This is a genomic window from Paraburkholderia strydomiana (assembly GCF_031456815.1).
Classification (GTDB): Bacteria; Pseudomonadota; Gammaproteobacteria; order Burkholderiales; family Burkholderiaceae; genus Paraburkholderia; species Paraburkholderia caledonica.
Genome location: NZ_JAVDVL010000001.1, coordinates 845,527 through 866,898, shown reverse-complemented (window position 1 = coordinate 866,898; position 21,372 = coordinate 845,527). Strand labels below are relative to the sequence as shown.

18 protein-coding genes are annotated in these 21,372 nt (G+C 61.9%); 13 read left to right on the top strand and 5 right to left on the bottom strand.

Annotated elements, in window-relative coordinates; all coding sequences use genetic code 11:
• Window positions 1–102: 102 nt before the first annotated feature.
• Window positions 103–1,266, bottom strand: a complete 1,164-nt coding sequence (locus J2W46_RS03860) for a porin (RefSeq protein ID WP_020066554.1) — start codon at window positions 1,264–1,266, stop codon at window positions 103–105.
• Window positions 1,267–1,538: 272 nt separating this feature from the next.
• Here J2W46_RS03860 and J2W46_RS03855 point away from each other — a divergent pair, with 272 nt between their 5' ends.
• On the top strand, window positions 1,539–2,354 hold the full coding sequence (locus tag J2W46_RS03855) for a MetQ/NlpA family ABC transporter substrate-binding protein (protein ID WP_288827952.1): 816 nt from the start codon (window positions 1,539–1,541) through the stop codon (window positions 2,352–2,354).
• 109 nt (window positions 2,355–2,463) lie between these two features.
• Here J2W46_RS03855 and J2W46_RS03850 read toward each other — a convergent pair whose 3' ends face one another.
• Both J2W46_RS03850 and J2W46_RS03845 read right to left on the bottom strand, forming a co-directional pair.
• Window positions 2,464–3,579, bottom strand: a complete 1,116-nt coding sequence (locus J2W46_RS03850) for a succinylglutamate desuccinylase/aspartoacylase family protein (protein ID WP_020066552.1) — start codon at window positions 3,577–3,579, stop codon at window positions 2,464–2,466.
• Window positions 3,580–3,832: 253 nt separating this feature from the next.
• Window positions 3,833–4,615: an ABC transporter substrate-binding protein gene (locus J2W46_RS03845; protein WP_020066551.1), complete on the bottom strand. Its 783-nt coding sequence runs from the start codon at window positions 4,613–4,615 to the stop codon at window positions 3,833–3,835.
• A 604-nt stretch (window positions 4,616–5,219) separates the two neighbouring features.
• Here J2W46_RS03845 and J2W46_RS03840 point away from each other — a divergent pair.
• Window positions 5,220–6,365, top strand: coding sequence for an extracellular solute-binding protein (locus tag J2W46_RS03840; protein WP_310351442.1), 1,146 nt, complete (start codon window positions 5,220–5,222; stop codon window positions 6,363–6,365).
• Window positions 6,365–8,164, top strand: coding sequence for a diguanylate cyclase domain-containing protein (locus J2W46_RS03835; protein ID WP_310351440.1), 1,800 nt, complete (start codon window positions 6,365–6,367; stop codon window positions 8,162–8,164). Before J2W46_RS03840 ends, J2W46_RS03835 begins: the two co-directional genes overlap by 1 nt.
• A 46-nt stretch (window positions 8,165–8,210) precedes the next feature.
• Here the strand turns inward: J2W46_RS03835 and J2W46_RS03830 are convergent, their stop codons facing one another.
• The gene (locus J2W46_RS03830; RefSeq protein ID WP_310351437.1) at window positions 8,211–9,707 is read right to left on the bottom strand and encodes a mannitol dehydrogenase family protein; all 1,497 of its coding nucleotides are present in this window, start codon (window positions 9,705–9,707) and stop codon (window positions 8,211–8,213) included.
• 238 nt (window positions 9,708–9,945) lie between these two features.
• On the opposite strand from J2W46_RS03830, the gene manD reads away from it, so the two are divergent.
• The 6 genes from manD (at window position 9,946) to J2W46_RS03800 (ending at window position 16,560) form a co-directional block, all read left to right on the top strand.
• Window positions 9,946–11,154, top strand: a complete 1,209-nt coding sequence (gene manD, locus J2W46_RS03825; RefSeq protein ID WP_310351434.1) for a D-mannonate dehydratase ManD — start codon at window positions 9,946–9,948, stop codon at window positions 11,152–11,154.
• Between the two features lie 104 nt (window positions 11,155–11,258).
• Window positions 11,259–12,305, top strand: coding sequence for an L-idonate 5-dehydrogenase (locus tag J2W46_RS03820; protein ID WP_310351431.1), 1,047 nt, complete (start codon window positions 11,259–11,261; stop codon window positions 12,303–12,305).
• 104 nt (window positions 12,306–12,409) lie between these two features.
• Window positions 12,410–13,702: an MFS transporter gene (locus tag J2W46_RS03815; RefSeq protein ID WP_020066545.1), complete on the top strand. Its 1,293-nt coding sequence runs from the start codon at window positions 12,410–12,412 to the stop codon at window positions 13,700–13,702.
• A 104-nt stretch (window positions 13,703–13,806) separates the two neighbouring features.
• The gene (locus tag J2W46_RS03810) at window positions 13,807–14,640 is read left to right on the top strand and encodes a GntR family transcriptional regulator (RefSeq protein WP_020066544.1); all 834 of its coding nucleotides are present in this window, start codon (window positions 13,807–13,809) and stop codon (window positions 14,638–14,640) included.
• 80 nt (window positions 14,641–14,720) lie between these two features.
• Window positions 14,721–15,272: a phosphonate metabolism protein/1,5-bisphosphokinase (PRPP-forming) PhnN gene (gene phnN / locus J2W46_RS03805; protein ID WP_088174251.1), complete on the top strand. Its 552-nt coding sequence runs from the start codon at window positions 14,721–14,723 to the stop codon at window positions 15,270–15,272.
• Between the two features lie 97 nt (window positions 15,273–15,369).
• Window positions 15,370–16,560, top strand: a complete 1,191-nt coding sequence (locus J2W46_RS03800) for a M20 aminoacylase family protein (protein WP_310351429.1) — start codon at window positions 15,370–15,372, stop codon at window positions 16,558–16,560.
• A 59-nt stretch (window positions 16,561–16,619) separates the two neighbouring features.
• Here the strand turns inward: J2W46_RS03800 and J2W46_RS03795 are convergent, their stop codons facing one another.
• Window positions 16,620–17,444 (bottom strand): IclR family transcriptional regulator, encoded by an 825-nt coding sequence (locus J2W46_RS03795; protein WP_020066541.1) that lies wholly within the window; start codon window positions 17,442–17,444, stop codon window positions 16,620–16,622.
• A 216-nt stretch (window positions 17,445–17,660) separates the two neighbouring features.
• On the opposite strand from J2W46_RS03795, the gene J2W46_RS03790 reads away from it, so the two are divergent.
• The 4 genes from J2W46_RS03790 to otnC all read left to right on the top strand — a co-directional run bounded on the left by J2W46_RS03790 (window position 17,661) and on the right by otnC (window position 21,325).
• Window positions 17,661–18,365 (top strand): FadR/GntR family transcriptional regulator, encoded by a 705-nt coding sequence (locus J2W46_RS03790; RefSeq protein ID WP_020066540.1) that lies wholly within the window; start codon window positions 17,661–17,663, stop codon window positions 18,363–18,365.
• Window positions 18,366–18,451: 86 nt separating this feature from the next.
• The gene (ltnD, locus tag J2W46_RS03785) at window positions 18,452–19,342 is read left to right on the top strand and encodes an L-threonate dehydrogenase (RefSeq protein WP_114199315.1); all 891 of its coding nucleotides are present in this window, start codon (window positions 18,452–18,454) and stop codon (window positions 19,340–19,342) included.
• A gap of 13 nt (window positions 19,343–19,355) precedes the next feature.
• Complete coding sequence (gene otnK / locus J2W46_RS03780) at window positions 19,356–20,666, top strand: 3-oxo-tetronate kinase (RefSeq protein WP_310351428.1); 1,311 nt, start codon at window positions 19,356–19,358, stop codon at window positions 20,664–20,666.
• A complete protein-coding gene (gene otnC / locus J2W46_RS03775) occupies window positions 20,663–21,325 on the top strand; it encodes a 3-oxo-tetronate 4-phosphate decarboxylase (RefSeq protein ID WP_310351426.1) in 663 nt (220 codons plus the stop codon). Before otnK ends, otnC begins: the two co-directional genes overlap by 4 nt.
• Window positions 21,326–21,372 lie beyond the last annotated feature (47 nt).

Below are 21,372 nucleotides of genomic sequence, written 5' to 3'. Positions count from 1 at the left end.
GCAATCGACTCCGCTACAACTTGTGGAACTGGTTCGAAAGCAGCGGCGTTTCAACACAGAGCGCCGGCGAGGCGCTGAGGCCTGCGCCGGCCCGATTGCGCTTTAGAACTTGTGACGCACGCCCACGCGGAATGCCAGCTGGTTGTCCGCACCCGTGCCCGACGTGTTGAAGTAGCTCGTGCTCGAACCGATCTGCGCCTGCAGGTCCTGCGTGCCGTTGCGGCCCGCTGCGATCTGATAGATGCCCAGTGCGTACACGTCGGTGCGCTTGCTCAACGCATAGTCGACGCTCAGGTCGACCTGGTTCCAGTGGCCGCGATTCGCGTTGCTCAGGTGCATGTACGTGTAGCCCGCGCCTGCCGTCAGTGCCGGCGTGAACGCGTACTTCGCGCCCGCTTCATACGCGGCGAAAGTCGTCGCACCGCCCGTGACCGTCTCGAGGCGCGTGTTCGTGTACAACGCCCACAGCGTCGCTGCGGCGATCGTGTAGCGTCCGCCCACGCCGAACGTGCGCAGATCGCGGATGTTGCCCGTCGTCACGTTTGCGATGGTCGTCGAGAATGCCGGCGTTGCCTGGCTCGGGTAGCGGATATCCGTGTATGCCGCGCCCACGCCGAACGGACCGTTAGCGTAGTTCAGGCCGAAGCTGTAAGCGCGCGACGAACCTGCGACCGGTGCTGCGGCCGTGCCCGTTGCGGGCGCGCCGGCGAATGCGCCAGCCTGGTTCGAGAAGCCATACATCGCGCCGAAGGTCAGGCCCGAGAAATTCGCGCTGCTGAACTTGACCGAGTTGTTGATACGGCTCGACGTCAACTGGTCGACGTCGTTGATGTGGTAAGCGTAGTTGCCCGCGACCGTTTGACCGCCGGTCGAGTAGCTGCCGCCGAGATAGTCGGTCGAGAACGAGTACTGGCGGCCGAACGTCAGCGAGCCGACATTGTTCTGCGACAGACCGACATACGCCTGACGGCCGAACAACGCGCCGCCCTGGCCGAGCGTGCCGTTACCGCTGTTGAAGCCGTTTTCCAGCACGAACAGCGCCTTCAGGCCGCCACCCAGATCTTCGGTGCCGCGCAGGCCCCAACGGCTGCCTTGCGCCACGCCGTCGTCGTACTTGAAGAGATTGTCGTGACCGGTGGCGGTCTTCGAGTTGTTCACATAGCTGATACCGGCATCGATCACGCCATACAGCGTGACGCTGCTTTGTGCGTGTGCGGCGCTGGCGAAGACTGCGAGGGTAGCGGCGGTCAATAGTTTTTTGTTCAAAACGTTCTCCGATTAAAAATTAAGCGATCGCAATGCGATGCTCTTCGGCAAGGTCGTGCGACGGGCTGAAATTTAAGGGAACGCTGAGTAAGGTATGTGACAGGCGCATTGATTTTGAAATCTGTCGCGCGCAAGCGACAGTTAATGGCGATCTCGCGCATAAGCTTCTTCGCGCCCGTTCATATAAGCGTGTGAAAAACGATTGGTTTCAGGCGGTCGCCGCTGCATGCGACGATGCGCGCCTGTCAATCAAACCGCTTATGGGGAAACGCATGCAACGCCGCAATATCATCAGAAATGTGCTCGCGCTGGCCGGTGTCGCCGCTCTCTCGCTCACGACAACGTTTGCGCATGCAGACGGCCCGCAACTCAAGGTCGGCACGATGAGCGGCCCCGATGCACAGATCTGGTCGGTCGTGACGAAAGTGGCGGCGCGCGAGGGGCTCAACGTCAAGGTGATCGAGTTCAACGACTACGTGCAGCCGAATGCTGCGCTAGACGCCGGAGATCTCGACGCTAACGGTTTTCAACACCAGCCGTTTCTCGATAGCCAGATCAAACAGCGCGGCTACAAGATCGCTAATGTCGGCCTGACGTATGTGTCGCCAATGGGCTTTTATTCGAAGAAGTTCAAGTCGCTGAAGGACTTGCCCGAAGGAGCGAAAGTGGGCATCCAGAACGATCCGTCCAATGGCAACCGCGCGTTGCTCCTGCTCCAGAAGTACGGTGTCATCAAACTGAAGCCGGGCGTCGGCACGAACGGCGTCAATGCGACTCCGCTCGACGTGGCTGAGAATTACAAGAAAATCCGGATCGTGGAACTCGACGCCGCGCAATTGCCGCGCGCGCTCGATGACCTCGACGCGGCGTCGATCAATACCGACTATGCAGTGAAGGCGGGCTTGCAGCCCACCAAAGACGCGATTGCAATCGAAGACCTCAAGGGGCCTTACGCAAACCTCATCGCGGTGCGCGAGAAGGACCGCAATCAGCCTTGGGTGAAGAAACTGGTCGCGGCTTACGAGTCCGATGAAGTACGCAAGTACATCGACACGCAGTTCAAAGGCGCGATCATCCCCGCGTTTTAAAGCACTTTTCGGTGTCGCGTGCCTAGCGGGCGGCGGCTGGAACAGGAGCAGTAGCAATAACAAGCGAGGGCGCCTTCACGGCGCCCTCGCTTTAACGTCAAGCCGCGAATCAGTTGCTCAACAGCGAGCCGCTTCGAAACGCGGTCGCGCCGGCAATGCGCGCGAATTCGAGGCCGGCCGTGGCGAAACGCGTCAGATGCCGCGCATAGAGCACGCCGGCAACGTTGCTTTTGAGCGTCACGACGCGGTCAGTCAACGGATCGACGATGTCCGCGATTTCATGGCCCACGTCGACCCAGGTGCCCACTTCGCAGCGATACACCAGCACGCCGCTGATCGGCGCGACAATCGGCTCGGCGCCTGCGAGCGGCGTCGCAGCGAACTCGAGCGGCGGCAGCGGCGCGGCCGTGCCTTCGATGACGCCACGCGAGGTCAGATATTCGACGATCGCCTGCGCGTCGCGCTCCGCATACTCGTAAGACACTTCTCGCTGCCCGCGCAATTCGATCGTGACCGAAATCGAGCCGTTCGGAATCGGGAAACGCTCGCCGAAACGGCCACGCAAATCCGACCAGCAGAAGCTGTGAATTTCGTCGAACGGATTGCCCACCGAATTGAGCGCAAGCAGCGACGCCTTTGCGTCGAGATAGCGCGCGAGCGGCTCGACTTCGGGCCACAGGTCGGGGTTCGTGTACAGGTGCATGGCGGCTTCCCAGTCGCAATGCAGATCGAGCACGACGTCGGCGTCGTATGAAAGCTTTTGCAGCGCGAGACGTTGCGATTCGAGCTCGGTGGCCGGCGTCTGCGCGTCGAGCGCCTCGCGCATCGCGGTGCGGATCGCCGTGCGATTGGCGTCGATGTTATCCGTGAGGCGCCCTTCGATTACCGGTGCGACGAGTGCCGACAGATCATGGAAGTTACGGTTGAAGTTCTGCGCGGTGTTGGTTTCGAAGCGTCCGGTCAGGTGGCCGAGAAAGTGCTGGTTCAGGCCGATGGGATTGGCCACCGGCACGATGACCACTTCGCCGCGCAGCTTGCCGGCTGCTTCGAGTGCGGCAAGCTTGCGACGAAGTTCCCACGAGACAAGCATGCCCGGCAGTTCGTCGGCATGCAGCGACGACTGGATGTAGATCTTCTGTCCGCCGCCGGGACCGTAATGGAAACTGGTCAGGTTGCGGGCGGTACCGAGCGTCGGGGCGATCAGCGGATGGGATTGGGTTTGCATGGTTGTCGAATTCGCGGGAAAGTGCGGCGCGCCGCTATCTCGTTGATTTGAGGGGAAAAGCCTGGATGACGCCAGTTGTTCACAACTGCCCGGCGCCATATCGATCGCACGATCTTAGCCGATACGGCGCGGGGCGTGGTCGTGGCGGCTTCAAAAACGAAACGGGCCCCGCGCATGGCGGGGCCCGTTTTTTCGAGCCGTTCAGCGCGCCGCTAGACGCGCGTGGCGGCCCTGGCTGACACAAGCCGGCCTATTAGCTGCCGTACACGTCGAAGTCGAAGTACTTCTTCTCGAGCTTCTTGTACGTGCCGTCCTTGATGATGTCGGCGATCGCCTTGTCGACCTTCGCCTTCAGATCCGTGTCTTCCTTGCGCATGCCGATGCCCGCGCCGTTGCCGAGGATCTTCGGATCGTCGAGGTTCTTGCCGACGAAGTCAAAGCCGGCGCCGCGCGGCGTCTTCAGGAAGCCGATTTCAGCTTGCACCGCATCTTGCAACGCTGCGTCCAGACGGCCCGACAGCAAGTCGGCATACACCTGGTCCTGGTTCTGATACGGCACGACCTTCGCACCCTTCGGTTCCCAGTAGGTCTTCGCGTAGGTTTCCTGGATCGTGCCCTGTTCGACGCCGACCGTCTTGCCCTTCAGCGACTCAGCCGTCGGCAGGATGCCCGAACCCTTCTTTGCGACGAGGCGCGTCGGCGTATTGAACAGCTTCGACGAGAACGCGACCTGTTCGGCGCGTTGCGGCGTCATGGACATCGACGACAGCACGCCGTCGAACTTCTTCGCCTTCAGGGCCGGAATCATGCCGTCGAAGTCGTTTTCGACCCACACGCATTTGGCTTTCAGGCGCGCGCAGATTTCATTGCCGAGGTCGATGTCGAAGCCAACGAGCTTGCCGTCGGAGCCTTTGGACTCGAACGGGGGGTAGCTGGCATCGACGCCAAAACGGATGGTGGACCAATCTTTAGCGTGTGCGCCAATCGAGACGGTGGCAAGCAGAGCAACCGTCAAAGCCGCTAGCAGTTTTTTCACTGTTTTACTCCTCGGTGTAGTTCAAATACTCCCGCACGCGGTTGTGCCGCTGCGGGAAACCCGGCGCGACTCACGACCGGGCCTGGGTTGAAGCCGCCAGCCGGGGCGGCCAGCAGCGCGCGCCAAGCTTATCAGTTCAAAAATGTTGGGTAGTTAGTGAAATACCGGATGGCGCATGAGCGATGCGTTGGCAGTAGAGGCGCCCGGAGGAGCGCATTGTCGCGCGACGATGCGGGCGGCATCGAATGGCCGGCTGTCGGCGCATGTCGTAATAACGTAGTAACCCGGTCGTAATGCGAATCGTTAAATAGATTTAGCAATCACGCGTTCATTTAATTCGTCGAATTAATTAAAGAACGTTAAGCGCCTGCCGTTATCACGTGATGAATGCCCGTCGTGTCCCGCCGAGGGTCAGTTATTTCCAGGCATTGACGCGGTAATGAGACCAAAAACATATTGCTTGGGGCTATCATCGTTGCTCCTCGCGCTTCCACGCAGCGCACAGAGCAGTTCTGGTCAGAGGAAACGTCTCCTGTATTGATTCGCGAGTCATTTACGCGGGCTTTTGCTCGCGGGAACTGCCTTCTGCAAAACGGTGTTGCATATGCACATGATTTCGACGGCAGATGGAGTGCGCTGTTTTACGCAGCCCGGTCAGCAGCGAATTGCGCTTGCGTCCTCGCGCGGGCCATTAGCGCGTAGCGGGTGCGCGGTTTTCTTGCGACTCGTTGTGGGCGCGTTTCTCAGTTTCGGGCTGCTATCGAGCGCGTCGGCCGAGGTCGCGAAAAAAGTCTTGCATGTGCTTGCGTGGCCCGGGTACGCCGATGCCGACGTCGTGAGGAACTTCGAGTTGCGTTACGACGTAAAAGTGGAAGTGACGCTCGTGGATTCCGACGAAGCGCTATGGGCCCAGCTGCATGCCAGAAACGCGCCGCGCTTCGACGTGCTCGCGGCGAACACCGCGGAAATCCAGCGCTATACGCACGCGAATCTGCTGGCGCCGCTCGATCTGCAAAGTCTGCCCAATACGGCAAGACAACTGCCGCGTTTTCAGGCGCGCTCGGCGATTGAAGGAATCATGTCGGACGGCAAGGTGTATGCGATTCCGTTCACCTATTCGTCGATGGGCCTCATCTATGACCGCAAGCAGGTCGCAGTCGCGCCGCGCTCGATGCGCGAACTGTGGAACCCGCGATACCGCGGCAAGGTGCTGGACTTCAATAGTGCGCAGCACAATTTCTCGTTCACGGCGCTCGCGTTGGGTTATCCCGATCCGTTCAATCTGAACGCCACGCAGATGCGCGCGATTGCGCACAAGCTCGTCGATCTGCGCCGCAACCTGCTGACCTATTACACGCTGCCTGAAGAGGCGACCGCGTTTTTCATCCAGCATAACGTCGCGCTGATGTTCGGGAACTACGGCACGCAGCAACTGGAATTACTGCGCCGCGCCGGCGCCGACGTGGGCTACGTGATTCCCGACGAAGGCGTGCTGGCCTGGCTCGATTGCTGGTCGATGACGCGTGCAGCCGCTGATCCGGCGCTCGCGCTCGCATGGATCAATTACATGCTCGAACCGGAAGTCAGCCGGTTACTGACACAGCGGCAAGGACTCGCGAACACATTGACCGATCCGGCTGCGCATAGCGACAGCGCTCGCATCGTGTGGATTGGTCCGGTCGAAAACATTCAACGGCGCGAGGACCTGTGGATCAGAATCGTCTCCGGTGACCGCTCGGAGCGCTTCTGATGATCCGCCCCGGCCTCACCTTCAAGCTGTCCCTTCTGCTCGCCTGCATTGGCGTGCTGGCATCGGGCGCGACCGGTTATTACGCGTATCACGCGAACCGCGCAATGCTCGTGAAGGAAGCCGGCCACAGCTTGCTGACGTCCACGGAATTGCTGGGTCAGCGTTTTTCCGCCTCCATCGACGACGTGGGCGCCGACGCACTCGTGCTCGCGAGCTTGCCTTCGTCGGCCGAGGTCCTGGCGACCGGCGACGGATCGGCGGCGAGCGCGTCGCGCGAACGGCTCGCGCAGGTGTACTCGAGCTTCATGATCCATCACGCCGAGTACCTGCAGATACGGCTTATCAGCCGCGCGCATCACGGCCTCGAAATCATTCGCTTTGACCGCGACGCCGACGGACTGATGCGCGTGGACGGCGGCGATCTTCAGGAGAAAGGGCAGTTCCCGTATGTGTTCGAGCCACTCACATTTTCGCCCGGACGCATTTACACGTCGCCGATTGCCGTCAATCATGAGTACGGCGCTCACGCGGCGCAGGGCAAACCGACGTTGCGGGTCGGCACGCCCGTCGCGAACGCGCAAGGCTCGGTGGTCGGCGTCGTCGTGATCGATATCAATCTCGCCGATCTGCTCAAGCGCCTGCAAAGCGATTTGCCAAGCGACTATGAGGTCTATCTCGCCAACGAATGGGGCGACTTTCTGGTTCATCCCGATGCGTCGAAAACGTTCGGCTTCGATAGCGGCCGCCGCGTGCTGATGCAGGATAGCTTTGCCGTTACCAAGCCGCTTTTCGAGCAGAAGGAAAGCGAAGTACTCGTGAATGGTCTCGCGCGACCGCGTCAGGCGGAGGGGCAAGTACTCGCGTTCGTGCGCAGGCCGTTCGGCGCGTCCGAGGGCAATCGCTTCATCGTGATCGGGCTCGGCAAGCCGCTCGAAGACGTGTTGTCGGGCGCGCAACTGCTGGGCGGCAGCATCATTCGCATGGTGTTGATTTTCAGCGCGCTCGCACTGCTTCTCGCAATTCTTTTTGCGCGTGCGCTAACCAAGCCGTTGCATATCCTCGCGTATGCGGCCACGCATCTTTTCGCCGAACACGCGATGGAGACATTGCCGGTCAAACGCACGGACGAAATCGGCATACTCGCGCGTTGTTTCGATCGTTTGCGCCGCGAGATCAGATCGCAGATGGACGCGCTGCATGTCAAACAGCGCGAACTCGTGCATCTCGCCACGCACGACGTGCTCACCGGACTGCCGAACCGCATGCTGTTCATGGAGAAGCTCGAGCGTGCAATCGACGATGCGACGCGCCGCCGCGAAGGACTCGCGGTGTTGTTCGTGGACCTCGACCGCTTCAAGCAGATCAACGACCAGTTCGGCCATTCGGTCGGCGACAAGGTGCTTGTTGCGGTGGCGCTGAGGCTCAAGCAAGTGCTTCATTCGGCGGATGTCGTCGCGCGTCTCGGCGGCGACGAATTCATCGTGCTGATCGAGGGACCGCGCTCGGCGGAGGCGGCGCCGGGCATCGCCTCACGCATCATGATTACGCTCAACGAAGAGATCGTGATGGACGGCCAGGGCATGACGGTGGGCGCGAGCATCGGCATCAGCCAGTTCCCCGACGACAGCGGCACGGCGGAGGAACTGCTGCTGAACGCTGACGCCGCGATGTATGCGGCGAAATCGGGAGGACGTTGCGCATATCTGCGTTATCGCGACGTGCTCGAGGCACGCCGGCGCAAGCAGGCGGACCAGACCGAAGCCGTGCACTTGCAAGCCGGCGAAAGTGCGACCGAGTGACACGAGGCCGAGCCCACGGCCTGGCTGACATATGAAATGCGGCGCGTTATTGCAATGCCGCTACCGCTGCGCGTGCGCCATTGTCTTGCAGCAACTGCAACGCATGAAGCAACGCCGCTCTGAACGCGGGCTGCGCGGCCAACTCCGCGGTGAATATTTCGCGCACGCCGAGCAGCGCATCCATCAGCGCCTCAGGATCGCCATTCGCCGATGCCGCGAGCGCCTTCAAATTTTCGGCGAGCGGGTCGCTGATGTCATAGCGCGAACCGTCGTCTGCATAACCGCGCAAAAATGTCATCCATCCCGCGACCGCTAGTGCGAGGCGCGTGAACGGCTGCCCCGCGTCGATTCTCGCGGCGATGGTTCCAAGGAGGCGCGGCGGAATCTTCTGGCTGCCGTCCATCGCAATCTGCGCGCAGCGGTGCTTGAGCGCCGGGTTCGCATAGCGCGCGAGCAGTGCATCGCGATAGTCGGCGACGTCGAACGACGCTGGCATGTTCAGCGTCGGCGCGATTTCTTCGGTCATCATCGCGTGGATGAGATTGCGCATGGCGGGGTCGGCGATCGCCTCGTCGATCGTGGCGAAGCCGCCAAGCATCGACAGATAGGCGAGGGTGGAATGCGTGCCGTTGAGCATGCGCAGCTTCGCCAGTTCGAACGGCGTGACGTCGTCGACGAGTTGTGCGCCCACCGCATGCCACGCCGGACGTCCCGCCGGAAAACGATCTTCGATCACCCATTGCCGGAACGGTTCGCACGGCACGGGCGCGGCGTCACGATAGCCGAGCGCCGCTGCCACGGTGGCGTGCTCGGAGTCGGTTGTGGCCGGCACGATGCGATCGACCATGGTCGACGGGAACGCAACTTCCACTGCGATCCAGTCAGCGAGTGCCGGATCGAACTCGCGTGCAAAAGAACATACCACCTGGCGCAGAGCGGCGCCGTTGTGCGCGAGGTTGTCGCACGACAGCACGGTGAAGGGTTCTCTCGCGGCATCGCGGCGCTGGCGCAACGCGGCAACCAGAATGCCAGGCACGCTGCGCGGTGCATGCGGATGCGATAGATCGTGTACGACGGCGGGATTGTCGAGTGCGACGTCGCCGGTCTTCGCATTGCGGCAATAGCCTTTTTCCGTGACCGTCAACGAAACGATCCGCACGGACGGATCAGCGAGCCGCGCGAACAATGCGTCGTGGTCGTGCGGCATTGCAAGCACTTCGCGCAATGCGCGCACAACCGTGACCTTTGCACCCTCGGGTCCACGTTCGACGACGCTGTACACACCTTCCTGCTCCATCAGCGCATTGCGCTTCGCCACGTCGCCTTGCAGCGTGACGCCGCAGATGCCCCAGTCGCCGCCTTCGGCGAGCATGGCTTCTTCCGTATAAAGCGCCTGATGCGCGCGATGAAAATTGCCGATGCCGAGATGCACGATGCCGATGGACGGCTCGCGCCACGCAGCATGCCCCGGTGACAACACATGCTGACTCAGGGCGGACAACGCATGACGGGTAAGGCGAGGCAATGAAGCTGGCGTGCTCATGGTGTGAAGTCCAGATGACGTGACAGGCTTGAAACGCCGTGAATCAGCGGGAAAACCCTGATTTGACGTGTCAATATACTTGTATGGTAGCATCGTTCAAACGATTCGAGGCAAGCAGGCTGAAGCCGGATATGCAGTCGCATGCTTCGTTGAAAGCGCCATGACACCGCAGCCGTGAATTCAGCGTCAAGCTCGCGTTCGGTGTCACGCCAGACCTGATTGAAGCAAGGAAGGAAACATGAAAATCGTTCGCGCCGATGTGATCGTCACGTGCCCCGGCCGCAACTTCGTCACGCTCAAGATCGTCACCGATGAAGGCGTGCACGGTATCGGCGACGCCACGCTCAACGGTCGCGAACTGGCGGTTGCCTCGTATCTGAAAGACCACGTTTGTCCGCTACTGATCGGCCGCGACCCGGGCCGTATCGAAGACACCTGGCAGTATCTGTACAAAGGCGCGTACTGGCGTCGCGGTCCAGTCACGATGACGGCCATCGCCGCGGTCGACATGGCGCTATGGGACATCCTCGGCAAGGTCACGGGAATGCCGCTGTACAAGCTGCTCGGCGGGGCGTCGCGCGAAGGCGTGATGGTGTACGGACACGCCACGGGCCGGGATATTCCAGAAGCGCTCGACCGTTACGCCGAGCACATCGAGGCAGGCTATCAGGCGATTCGCATCCAATGCGGTGTGCCGAACATGCGCTCGGTATATGGCGTATCGAAAGGCAGCGGCATGTACGAGCCGGCGACGAAGGGCGCTGTTGAAGAGCAAAGCTGGTCGTCGGAAAAGTATCTCGACTTCGTGCCGAAACTCTTCGAAGCGGTGCGCGAGAAGTTCGGTTTCGATACGCATTTGCTGCACGATGTACACCATCGCCTGACGCCGATCGAGGCGGCGCGCCTTGGTAAATCGGTTGAGCCGTATCGTCTGTTCTGGATGGAAGACCCCACACCCGCCGAGAACCAGGCTGGCTTCCGGCTGATACGTGAGCATACGGTCACGCCCATTGCGGTCGGCGAAGTGTTCAACAGTATCTGGGACTGCAAGCAGTTGATCGAGGAGCAACTGATCGACTATATCCGCGCGACGTTGACGCACGCGGGCGGCATTACGCATCTTCGGCGCATTGCTGATTTTGCTTCGCTCTACCAGGTGCGCACGGGCTGTCATGGGCCGTCGGATCTCTCGCCGGTCTGCATGGGTGCGGCGCTGCATTTCGACCTGTGGGTGCCGAACTTCGGCGTGCAGGAATATATGGGCTTTCCCAAAGAGGCGCTTGAAGTGTTCCCTCATGCATGGCGTTTCAACCAAGGCATGATGCATCCGGGCGATGCACCGGGCCATGGGGTCGACATCGACGAAGCCGCCGCTGCGCGTTTCCCCTACGACCCGGCTTATTTGCCCGTTGCACGTCTCGAGGACGGCACGCTATGGAACTGGTGACCGACGAGTGATGCAGCGCCGTCGCTGAAGTCTTATTTACCCCGCCTTTTGCCGCGCTTGATCGAATCAATCGAATTCGCGCATCTGTCATACCGGAGTCCACCATGCTTGCAGCCGTGCTTCACGAACCCAAACTGATTCGCATCGACGAGGTCGCTCCGCCGGAGCCGGGCCCCGGTCAGGTGCGAGTGCGCGTGCGCGCCGGCGGTATTTGCGGTTCCGACCTCTCGTATTACTTCAAGGGCAAAAGCGGCGATTTCGCGGTGCGCGAGCCGTTCGTGCTCGGGCACGAAGTGGCGGGCGAAATCGATTCGCTGGGTGAAGGCGTGAGCGTCGATGCGCGCCTTGTGCCGGGTCAGCGCGTCGCCGTGAACCCAGGGCTCGCATGCGGAACATGCAAGTACTGTACGGTAGGGATGCCTAATCATTGTCTGAACATGCGCTTCATGGGCAGCGCGTCCACGTTTCCTCACACGCAAGGCATGTTCCGCCAGTACATTGTCGTGGCTGCGCGCCAGTGCATTCCGGTCGCGAACAGCGTCGACTTTGCGCAGGCGTCGATGGCCGAGCCGCTCGCCGTCGCGCTGCACGCGGTGAAACGGGCAGGCTCGCTGGTCGGCGCAAGCGTGCTGTTGATCGGCTGCGGCCCAATCGGCTGCATCCTGCTTTCGGTGGCGCGGCGTGCAGGCGCACATCGGGTCGTCGCCGTCGATCTGTCGAGCCGGGCTTTGCAGGTTGCCGCTCAACTCGGCGCGGACCAGACGGTCAATGCCGCCGACAGCGCGACGATCGAGCAATGGTCCGCACAGCGCGGCACGTTCGATGTGGTGATCGAAGCGTCCGGCAGTCCCGCGGGACTCGAAACGGCTTTGCGGTCAGCGCGTGCAGGCGGCACGGTAATCCAGGTCGGCAATTTGCCTGCGGGACAGTCGCCGGTTGCGGCCAATCTTGTGATGTCGAAAGAGCTTCGCTATCAAGGTTCGTTTCGCTTTGCCGACGAATATGCGATTGCCGCCGATGAAATCGCATCGGGCAAGGTCGACCTGCGTCCGCTAATGACGCACGCATTTGCGATGAGCGATGCAAACCAGGCATTCGAGGTCGCTCTGGACCGCTCGCAGTCCATGAAGGTACATCTGAATTTCGACTGAACCCGCACGCCCGCAGGCGCGTTGCAGACACGTTCCTCGATGGGCGCAACACATTCACAAGCCGTTCCAACGCCCGGCAAGAGGCGCAATGAAGGAGACATCGCATGATAAAGAGTCAACGCTGGTTTGTTGTCGCACTGCTCTTTCTGGCGGGCGTCATCAATTATCTCGACCGCTCGGCACTATCCATCGCCGCGCCGCTCATCCAGAAAGACCTGAACTTTTCGCACGCGCAAATGGGCGTTGTGTTCAGCAGTTTCTTCGTGGGCTATGCGTTGTTCAATTTCGTTGGCGGCGTGCTGTCGGACAAGGTCGGCGCGAAACGCGTGTTCGGCACTGCGATGGGCGTCTGGTCTTTGTTCTGCGGCGCCACGGCGCTCGCGACCGGCATCGGTTCGCTGATCGTGTTGCGTGTGCTGTTCGGCATGGGCGAGGGGCCGTTCAGCTCGTCGAACAGCAAGATGGTCAACAACTGGTTTCCTCGCAAGGAGGTAGCGAGCGCGATCGGCGTGATCAGTTCGGGCACGCCGCTCGGCGGCGCGCTGGCGGGCCCGGTGGTGGGTTTCATGGCGGTGCAGTTCGGCTGGCGTTGGGCGTTCGTCGCGATCATGTTGCTCGGGCTGCTATGGCTCGTCTTTTGGGCCGCGACCACGACCGAGCATCCGCAACAGAATTCGCGCGTCACAAGCGATGAGATGCAATTAATTCTCGCAGGCCAGGCCGATGAACATGCACTCGCGCATTCCGCCGACGGCTCGAAGCTCGGCCTCGGTCACTTTCTGCGCAAGCCGATTATTCTCGCAACTGCCTTTGCGTTCTTCTCGTACAACTACGTGCTGTTTTTCTTTCTCTCGTGGTTTCCGACCTATCTGACCGAGGCGCACCACCTGAGCCTGCATGACATGAGCATCGCCACGGTGATTCCATGGGTGCTCGGCAGCATCGGCCTCGCGGCCGGCGGCTTTATCTCCGACCTGATTCTGCGTTTGACTGGCAAGCCGCTGTTGTCGCGCAAGATCGTACTGGGGACATGTCTCGGCGCGGCGGCGGTGTGCGTTGCACTGGCGGGCCGCGTGGCCAGCACGGAGAGCGCGGTTGCGCTGATGTCGGTGTCGATCTTCTTCCTGTATGTGACGGGCGCCGTTTATTGGGCCGTCATTCAGGACACGGTTCCGCGTGAACACGTGGGCGGCGTCGGCGGCTTCGTGCATCTGCTGGCGAATCTTGCGGGCGTGATCGGGCCGGCTGTGACTGGCTTCATCGTTCAGGCGACCCACGGCGCGTATGGCAGCGCATTCGTGCTTGCGGGAGGGATCGCGGTACTCGGCGCGGTGTGCTCCCTCGTGTGGATTCGCGAGCCGCGCGCAAGCACGCTGGCGGTGGAACGTGCATGGTAGTATGGTGCACAGCTTCGCAGGGTGCATCACCGTGCATTTAGTAACGGCTACGCACCGATGCGCCGAGGCAGCTATCCACTCGATGCTCTTTCGTAGTTTGCAAAATGTCGACCAGGAATCTCTCCGCCAGCAAGCCGCCCATTGGAGCGAACGCCACGCTCGCCGAACCTCGTGCGCGGCGTCGTGCGGGCGCGCAGGCGGGCGTGCATGTCCCGCTGCCCGATCTGACTGAGAACGTATCGTTCGATTCGCACGAGCCCATCGGCAAGCAGATCTTCCGCGCATTGCGACAGGCCATTTTTGTCGGCCAGATGGTACCCGGCACGCCGCTCTCGGAGAAGGAAGTGTCGGACATGTTTCAGGTGTCGCGGCAACCGGTGCGCGAGGCATTCATCAAACTGGTCGAAGCGGGCGTGCTGCAGGTCTTGCCGCAACGCGGCACCTTCGTGAAGCGCATCTCTCCGCGCCAGGTGCGCGAAGGGCGCTTTATTCGCGAAGCGATCGAGACGGCGGTAGTGCGCAAAGCAGCAGTGTCGATTACCGATGAGCAATTGCAGGCGCTCGCCGACAATCTGCGCGAACAGAAGCTCGCGGCAAAATCGAATGACACGGCCGCGTTCCTCGCGCTCGACGAAGCATTCCACTACGCGATTTCGCAGGCGATAGACTGCACTGCCGCGTGGGAAACCATTCAGGACATCAAGGCGCAAATGGATCGCGTGCGCTACTTGAGTTTGCCGGACGTGTCGCCCCTCGATCTGCTGATCAAGCAACACGCGAAGATCCTGGCCGGCTTGCGCGCGCACGATCCCATCGCCGCCGAAGACGCCATGCGCAGCCATCTGCGTGAAATCCTCGTGTCACTCGGTCCCATCGCCGCGCGTAACCCCGCCTGGTTCGAAACAGACGAACCGGAGCGCGTGCCGCTGTCCACTTGAAAACGTCGCGCTGAGCGGGTCCCGCAAAGCGTCGCGTTATGGCAAAGTGTGCCGTTTCAATGCCACGAGGTGAGGGGCCAATGACAGGTCGCCTGGTCTATGTGATGGGGCCGTCCGGCGCGGGTAAAGACGCGTTGCTGGGTTTCGCTCGCAAACGCCTTGCGGGCGAGCCGATTCTCTTCGCGCATCGTTACATTACGCGGCCAAGCGGGAACGGCGAAGAACATATCGCGTTAAGCGTCGAGGAATTCGCCGCTCGTTCGTTGCTGGGTCTCTTCGCGCTCGAATGGTCCAGTCATTCGCTGCGCTATGGCGTGGGTATCGAACTCGACGCATGGCTCGCGCGCGGTTGCACGGTAGTCGTCAATGGCTCGCGCCAGTACTTGCATCATGCGCTTGCGCGCTATCCTCGTACCGAAGTCGTGCACGTGGACGCTGCGCCGCATATTCTCGAAGCGCGACTCGGCGCGCGGGCGCGGGAATCGGCGGAACAAGTAGCCGCGCGGCTCGCACGGCACGCGCCTTTTTCTTTGCCCGATGGCGTCCGCTGCAAATTAATCGACAATTCAGGCGAACTGGAAGAGGCGGGCCATGCGCTGATCGGATTTCTCGAGGCTAAAGCCGGGCTATAGTTCTCGCCTTCTCTGCGTCAGCGGTAAGCAGGCGGCAGCCTTACTGCTGCCTTGGCATCCGCTTTCATGCAGCTTCACTTCACGGAGTCTCTTGCAAATGAGCGAAAGCGCGCGTTACACCGAAGTAGCCGATCTGATCCCTGCCGCCGAAAGCCTGCGCGAAATTCGCCATCACATTCATCACCATCCGGAACTTGCCTACGAGGAGTTGCAAACCGGTGCGCTCGTCGCCGGGAAGCTCGAGGAATGGGGCTGGCAGGTCACGCGCGGTGTCGGTCAAACCGGTGTGGTCGGCACGCTCAAAGTAGGCGACGGCAAGCGCAGCATCGGCATTCGCGCCGACATGGACGCGCTGCCGATCATCGAGCAAACGGGTCTGCCTTACGCGAGCGGCACGCACGGCAAGATGCATGCGTGCGGCCACGACGGCCACACGACAATTCTGCTCGGTGCCGCGCAACGTCTCGCCGCCACGCGCAATTTCTCAGGTACGGTGCACTTGTACTTTCAGCCGGCCGAAGAAAGCGGCATCGACAGCGGCGCGAAGAAAATGATCGAAGACGGCCTGTTCGAGCGCTTTCCATGCGACGCCGTGTTCGGTCTGCACAATCATCCAGGCGCGGAGCCGGGCGTGCTGCTGTTCCGCAAGGGGCCGTTCATGTCGGCGGGCGACAAGGCGATCATCACGGTAGAAGGCGTGGGCGGCCACGCGGCGCGCCCGCATCTGACGGTCGATCCGGTGGTGGTGGCGGCAAGCATCGTCATGGCGTTGCAGACCATCGTCGCGCGTAACGTCGATCCGTCGCAGCCTGCGGTCGTGACGGTCGGTTCGATGCATGCGGGTACAGCAAACAACGTGATCGCGAGCACGGCGAGACTCGAACTGAGCGTGCGTTCGTTCAGCCCCGAAGTGCGTGCGTTGCTTAAAAAGCGCATTACCGAACTCGCGCAAACGCAGGCCGCGAGTTATGGCGGCAAGGCCGTGGTCGAATATATCGAAGGTTATCCGGTCGTCGTTAATTCGGATGACGAAACAGATTTCGTGGTAGAAGTGGCGCGCGAACTGGTAGGCGACGACAAGGTCGTTGCGCAGACCGACATACTGATGGGTAGCGAGGACTTCGCATTCATGCTGCAGAAGCGGCCGGGCACGTTTCTACGCATCGGCAACGGAGTGGGCGAGGACGGCTGCATGGTGCACAACCCGCATTACGACTTCAACGACCAGAACCTGCCGGTTGGTGCAGCATTCTGGACGCGGCTGGTGGAGCGGTACCTCAGCCGCTGACCACAGTTGCGGGCGCGGGGCGTGAACATTCGAACAGCGGTGGCAAAACTGCCGCTGATTCAACCACGCCTTGCCACCATCTCCGATACGGTTTGCGCAGCCTGCTGCAGCGGCTCGAGAAACGCCTTGACCATCTGCCTGGCCGAATTGCGTTGCGCGTTGCCGCTGATATTCATTGCCGCGATCACGCGTCCCTGACGATTGCGGATAGGCGCCGACAGCGAAATCAAACCGCCTTCCAGTTCCTGATCGACAATCGCCCATCCTTGGCGGCGCACCTGCGCGATCAGTTTCTTCAGTTCTTCTTTGTCCGTTACCGTGCGCGGCGTGTGAGCGTAGAGCGGCGACGAATTCAGCGTGGTTTCGAGCGTCTCGTCGTCGAGTGCGGAGAGCAGCACGCGGCCCATCGACGTGCAATACGCCGGCAGGCGGCTGCCGATGGACAGGTTGATCGTCATGATCTTGTGAGTCGGCACGCGCAACACGTAGACGATCTCCGTGCGGTCTAGCACGGCCGCCGAGCAGCTTTCGTGCACCTGTGCGGACAGTTCTTCCATAACTGGCTCAGCCAGATTCCAGAACGGCATCGACGTCAGGTACGCGAACCCGAGGTCGAGAATTTTCGGCGTCAGCCGAAACAGGCGGCCCTCGGCTTCGACGTAGCCGAGCGTCTGCAATGTCAGCAGGATGCGCCGCGCGCCCGCGCGCGTGAGGCCCGTGGCAGCGGCGACGTCGGTAAGCGTCTGCTCGGGGCGCGTCGCGTCGAACGCGCGAATCACCGCGAGGCCGCGCGCGAACGATTGCACGTACGAGTCGCCCGGTTTGTCCGGGGCCGGTTCGGCGCTGGCGGAAACGTCGGGGGACGGCGGCGGGGCTTTGCTCATGGACCTGGAAATGTGTGCGAAACGTGCGTTCGTAAGGCTTGGATACCGTCCGCGGTGACTCGATCGTCGCGACGGTGCGCAAAGGCGTGACGATAGCTTAAGCCTTCTGTTTCGCCAACTTCACGGGTCTTCGGACAAAAAACCCAGGGTTTGCGTGGATGTAACCGGCATCGAAAATTTGTATGATGACCCGATGACATGACAATCGAGAGATCGATGTTCGACAAGATTCCAGCCCGCGCACTGAGCGACACCGTCGCGCAGCAGCTTCTCAAGCAGATCGACAAGGGCACCTTCGCACGTGGCGGCAAGCTGCCCACCGAGGCCGTGCTCGCGCAGCAATTTGGCGTGAGCCGCACGGTGATCCGCGAGGCGATTTCGCGGCTGAAGAACGAAGGTGTGGTCGAGCCGCGCCAGGGCAGCGGCGTCTTCATCGCGGCGCACGGCGCGATCCGGCCGCTGCGTATCGACTACGCCGAAGCGGTCGAGCCGGGGTCGGTCGTGCAGATTCTCGCGCTGCGGCGGGCGATTGAAGCGGAAGTCGCATCCGAGGCCGCGATGCGCCGCACCGACGCCGACATGATGTCCATCGACGCGGCTCTCGCGAAGATCGACGAAGCCGTCGCGGAAGGCGAGGACGGCGTGACCGAAGACGTCGCGTTTCATCGCGCGATTGCGGGAGCAACCGGCAATCCGTATTTCCTCAAGACGCTGACGTTCCTGAATCAGTATCTCGAAGCCGGGACGGTTGTCACGCGCCGCAACGAGGCACTGCGCGAAGACTTCTCGCGTCAGGTGCGCGAAGAGCACGCGGCCATTGCAGCCGCAATTCGTGCCGGCGATCCCATGGCCGCGCGCAACGCGGCGCAAACGCACATGTACAACGCGGCAAGGCGGCTCGCGGAAGCGGGCATTCGCTGATGCCGTGGCACGCCGGCGAGTGCCGTGGGCTCGGCGCACGCGATGCAATTCCCACAAGCGCGTAACAGATTCCATAGAGGTGCAGCATGTCCAGAAATGTCGGTGTCATCGGTCTCGGTGCAATGGGTTTGGGCGTCGCGCGTTCGTTGCTGCGTGCGGGCTTGCGGGTCCACGCGTGCGATCTGCGCAGCGAAGTCCTGCAGGCGTTCGTAAAAGAAGGCGGCGTGGGTTGCGCGTCGCCCGCCGAACTCGGTGCGCAATGCGACGTGGTCATCACGTTGGTCGTGAACGCCGCGCAAACCGAGGCGGTGTTGTTTGGCGAGCAAGGCGCGGTCGCGGCGATGAAGCCGGGCGGCGTCGTGATCGCGAGCGCGACGGTCGCGCCCGACTTCGCAATCGAACTTGGCAAGCGGATTGAGGCAGCAGGTTTGCAGATGCTCGATGCGCCGGTCTCGGGCGGGGCGGCGCGCGCCGCATCGGGCGAGATGACGATGATGACGTCCGGTCCCGCCGCCGCTTACGCGGCCTGTGAGGACGTGCTTGCCGCGATGGCGGGCAAGGTGTATCGCCTGGGCTCCGCGCATGGCGCGGGATCGAAGGTCAAGATCATCAACCAGTTGCTGGCCGGCGTGCATATCGCCGTGGCCGCGGAGGCGATGGCGCTCGGCTTGCGCGAAGGCGTCGATCCGGACGCACTTTACGACGTGATCACGCACAGCGCCGGCAATTCGTGGATGTTCGAGAACCGCGTACCGCACATACTCAACGGCGATTACACGCCGCTGTCGGCCGTCGACATCTTCGTCAAGGATCTCGGCCTCGTGCTCGATACCGCGCGCCGTTCGAAATTTCCGCTGCCGCTATCGGCGGCGGCGCATCAGATGTTCATGATGGCGTCCACAGCCGGTCACGGCGGCGAAGACGACTCCGCGGTTATCAAGATTTTCCCCGGCATCGACGTGCCGGCGGCAAAGTGAACAGGAGCGCGTCATGACCGCTACGACACAACGCGCGCTGCTCGGCTGTATCGCCGACGATTTCACCGGTGCAACCGACCTCGCCAACATGCTGGTGCGCGGCGGAATGCGCACGGTGCAAACCATCGGCGTGCCGGAGAAGGGAGAAACGATCGAAGCCGACGCGCTCGTGGTCGCGCTGAAGTCGCGCACGATCCCCGCAGCCGACGCAGTCGCGCAATCGCTTGCCGCCCTCGACTGGCTGCGCGCCCAAGGGTGCCGCCAGTTCGTTTTCAAATATTGCTCGACCTTCGATTCGACTGACGCGGGCAACATCGGGCCGGTGACGGATGCGTTACTGGATGCGCTATCCGCGCAAGGTTCTGCCAGTGCTTTCACGATTGCCTGCCCCGCGTTCCCCGAGAACGGCCGCACCATTTTTCGCGGTCATCTCCTTGTGGGCGATACGTTGCTCAACGAGTCGGGCATGGAGAACCATCCGCTCACGCCGATGCGCGACGCCAACCTCGTGCGCGTGTTGCAACGTCAGACGCAATCGAAAGTCGGGCTCGTGCGTTACGACGCGGTGGCCCAAGGTGTATCGGCCGTGCGCGAATCGTTCGACGCATTGCGTAACCAGGGCGTGCGCATGGCAATTGCCGACGCGGTCTCCGACGCAGACCTCCACGTGCTTGGCGAAGCGTGCGCCGATCTGACATTGATCACGGGCGGCTCGGGTATTGCGTTGGGCTTGCCGGGTAACTTCCGTCGCGCGGGCCTGCTCGATTCGCAAGCTGATGCCGCGCAACTGCCCCACGTCGAAGGAATGTCCGCAGTGCTCGCCGGCAGCGCGTCGAAAGCGACCAATGCCCAAGTCGCCGCCTGGCGCGAAACACGGCCTGCGTTTCGCATCGACCCGCTTGCGGCAGCGCGCGGCGAAGCGGTTGTCGAACAGGCGCTGGCCTTCGCGCAAACATATCTCGACAAAGCCGAACCCATGCTCATTTACGCGACCGCCACGCCCGACGAAGTGAAAGCGGTGCAGCGCGAACTCGGTGTGGATCGGGCAGGACATCTGGTCGAATCGACGTTGGCGGCGATTGCCCGCGGCTTGCATGAACGCGGCGTGCGCAAGTTCGTCGTGGCGGGCGGCGAGACCTCGGGCGCGGTCGTGCAGGCGCTGAATGTCCGCACGTTGCGCATCGGCGCGCAGATCGATCCCGGCGTTCCGGCGACGGCAACCGTGGGCGCGCAACCGCTCGCGCTGGCACTGAAATCCGGCAACTTCGGCACGACGGATTTCTTCGAAAAAGCGCTGCGTCATCTGAACGGAGCCGCGCAATGAGCAACGCGCCCGCAGTCCACGCCACGAACGAAGCGCGCGTACGCGAGGAAATATGCGTGACTGGCGCGAGTCTTTATCAACGAGGCTATACAGTCGGCAGCGCTGGCAACATCAGCGCGCGGCTCGATGACGGCTGGCTGATCACGCCGACCGATGCGTGCCTCGGTCGGCTCGATCCGGCCGATATCGCCAAGGTCGACTTCGATGGCAATGCGGTGTCGGGCGGCAAGCCCTCGAAAACGCTCGCGCTGCATCGCGGCATCTATGCGCGCAACGGCGAAACGCGCGGCATCGTGCATACGCATTCGACGCATCTGGTCGCACTGACACTGGCGGGCGTGTGGAGTGAGACCGACGTACTGCCGCCGATCACGCCGTACTACGTGATGAAAGTGGGCCACGTGCCGCTGATTCGTTACCGCCGGCCCGGCGATCCGCAAGTGGCCGCGCAGATCGCCGCGCTCGCCGATAGCGTTCGCGCGGTGCTGCTCGAGCGCCTAGGCCCAGTGGTCTGGGAACGTTCCGTCGCGCATGCGTCGTATGCACTTGAAGAACTCGAAGAGACCGCGCGTTTGTGGCTCATGACCAATCCTCGACCGGCGCCGCTCGACGAAGCGTCGCTCGAAGAACTGCGCAGCGCGTTCGGCGCGCGCTGGTAGCAACCGCTCACATCAATCAGATCGCCCAAGGCGACGCGTTATACAAC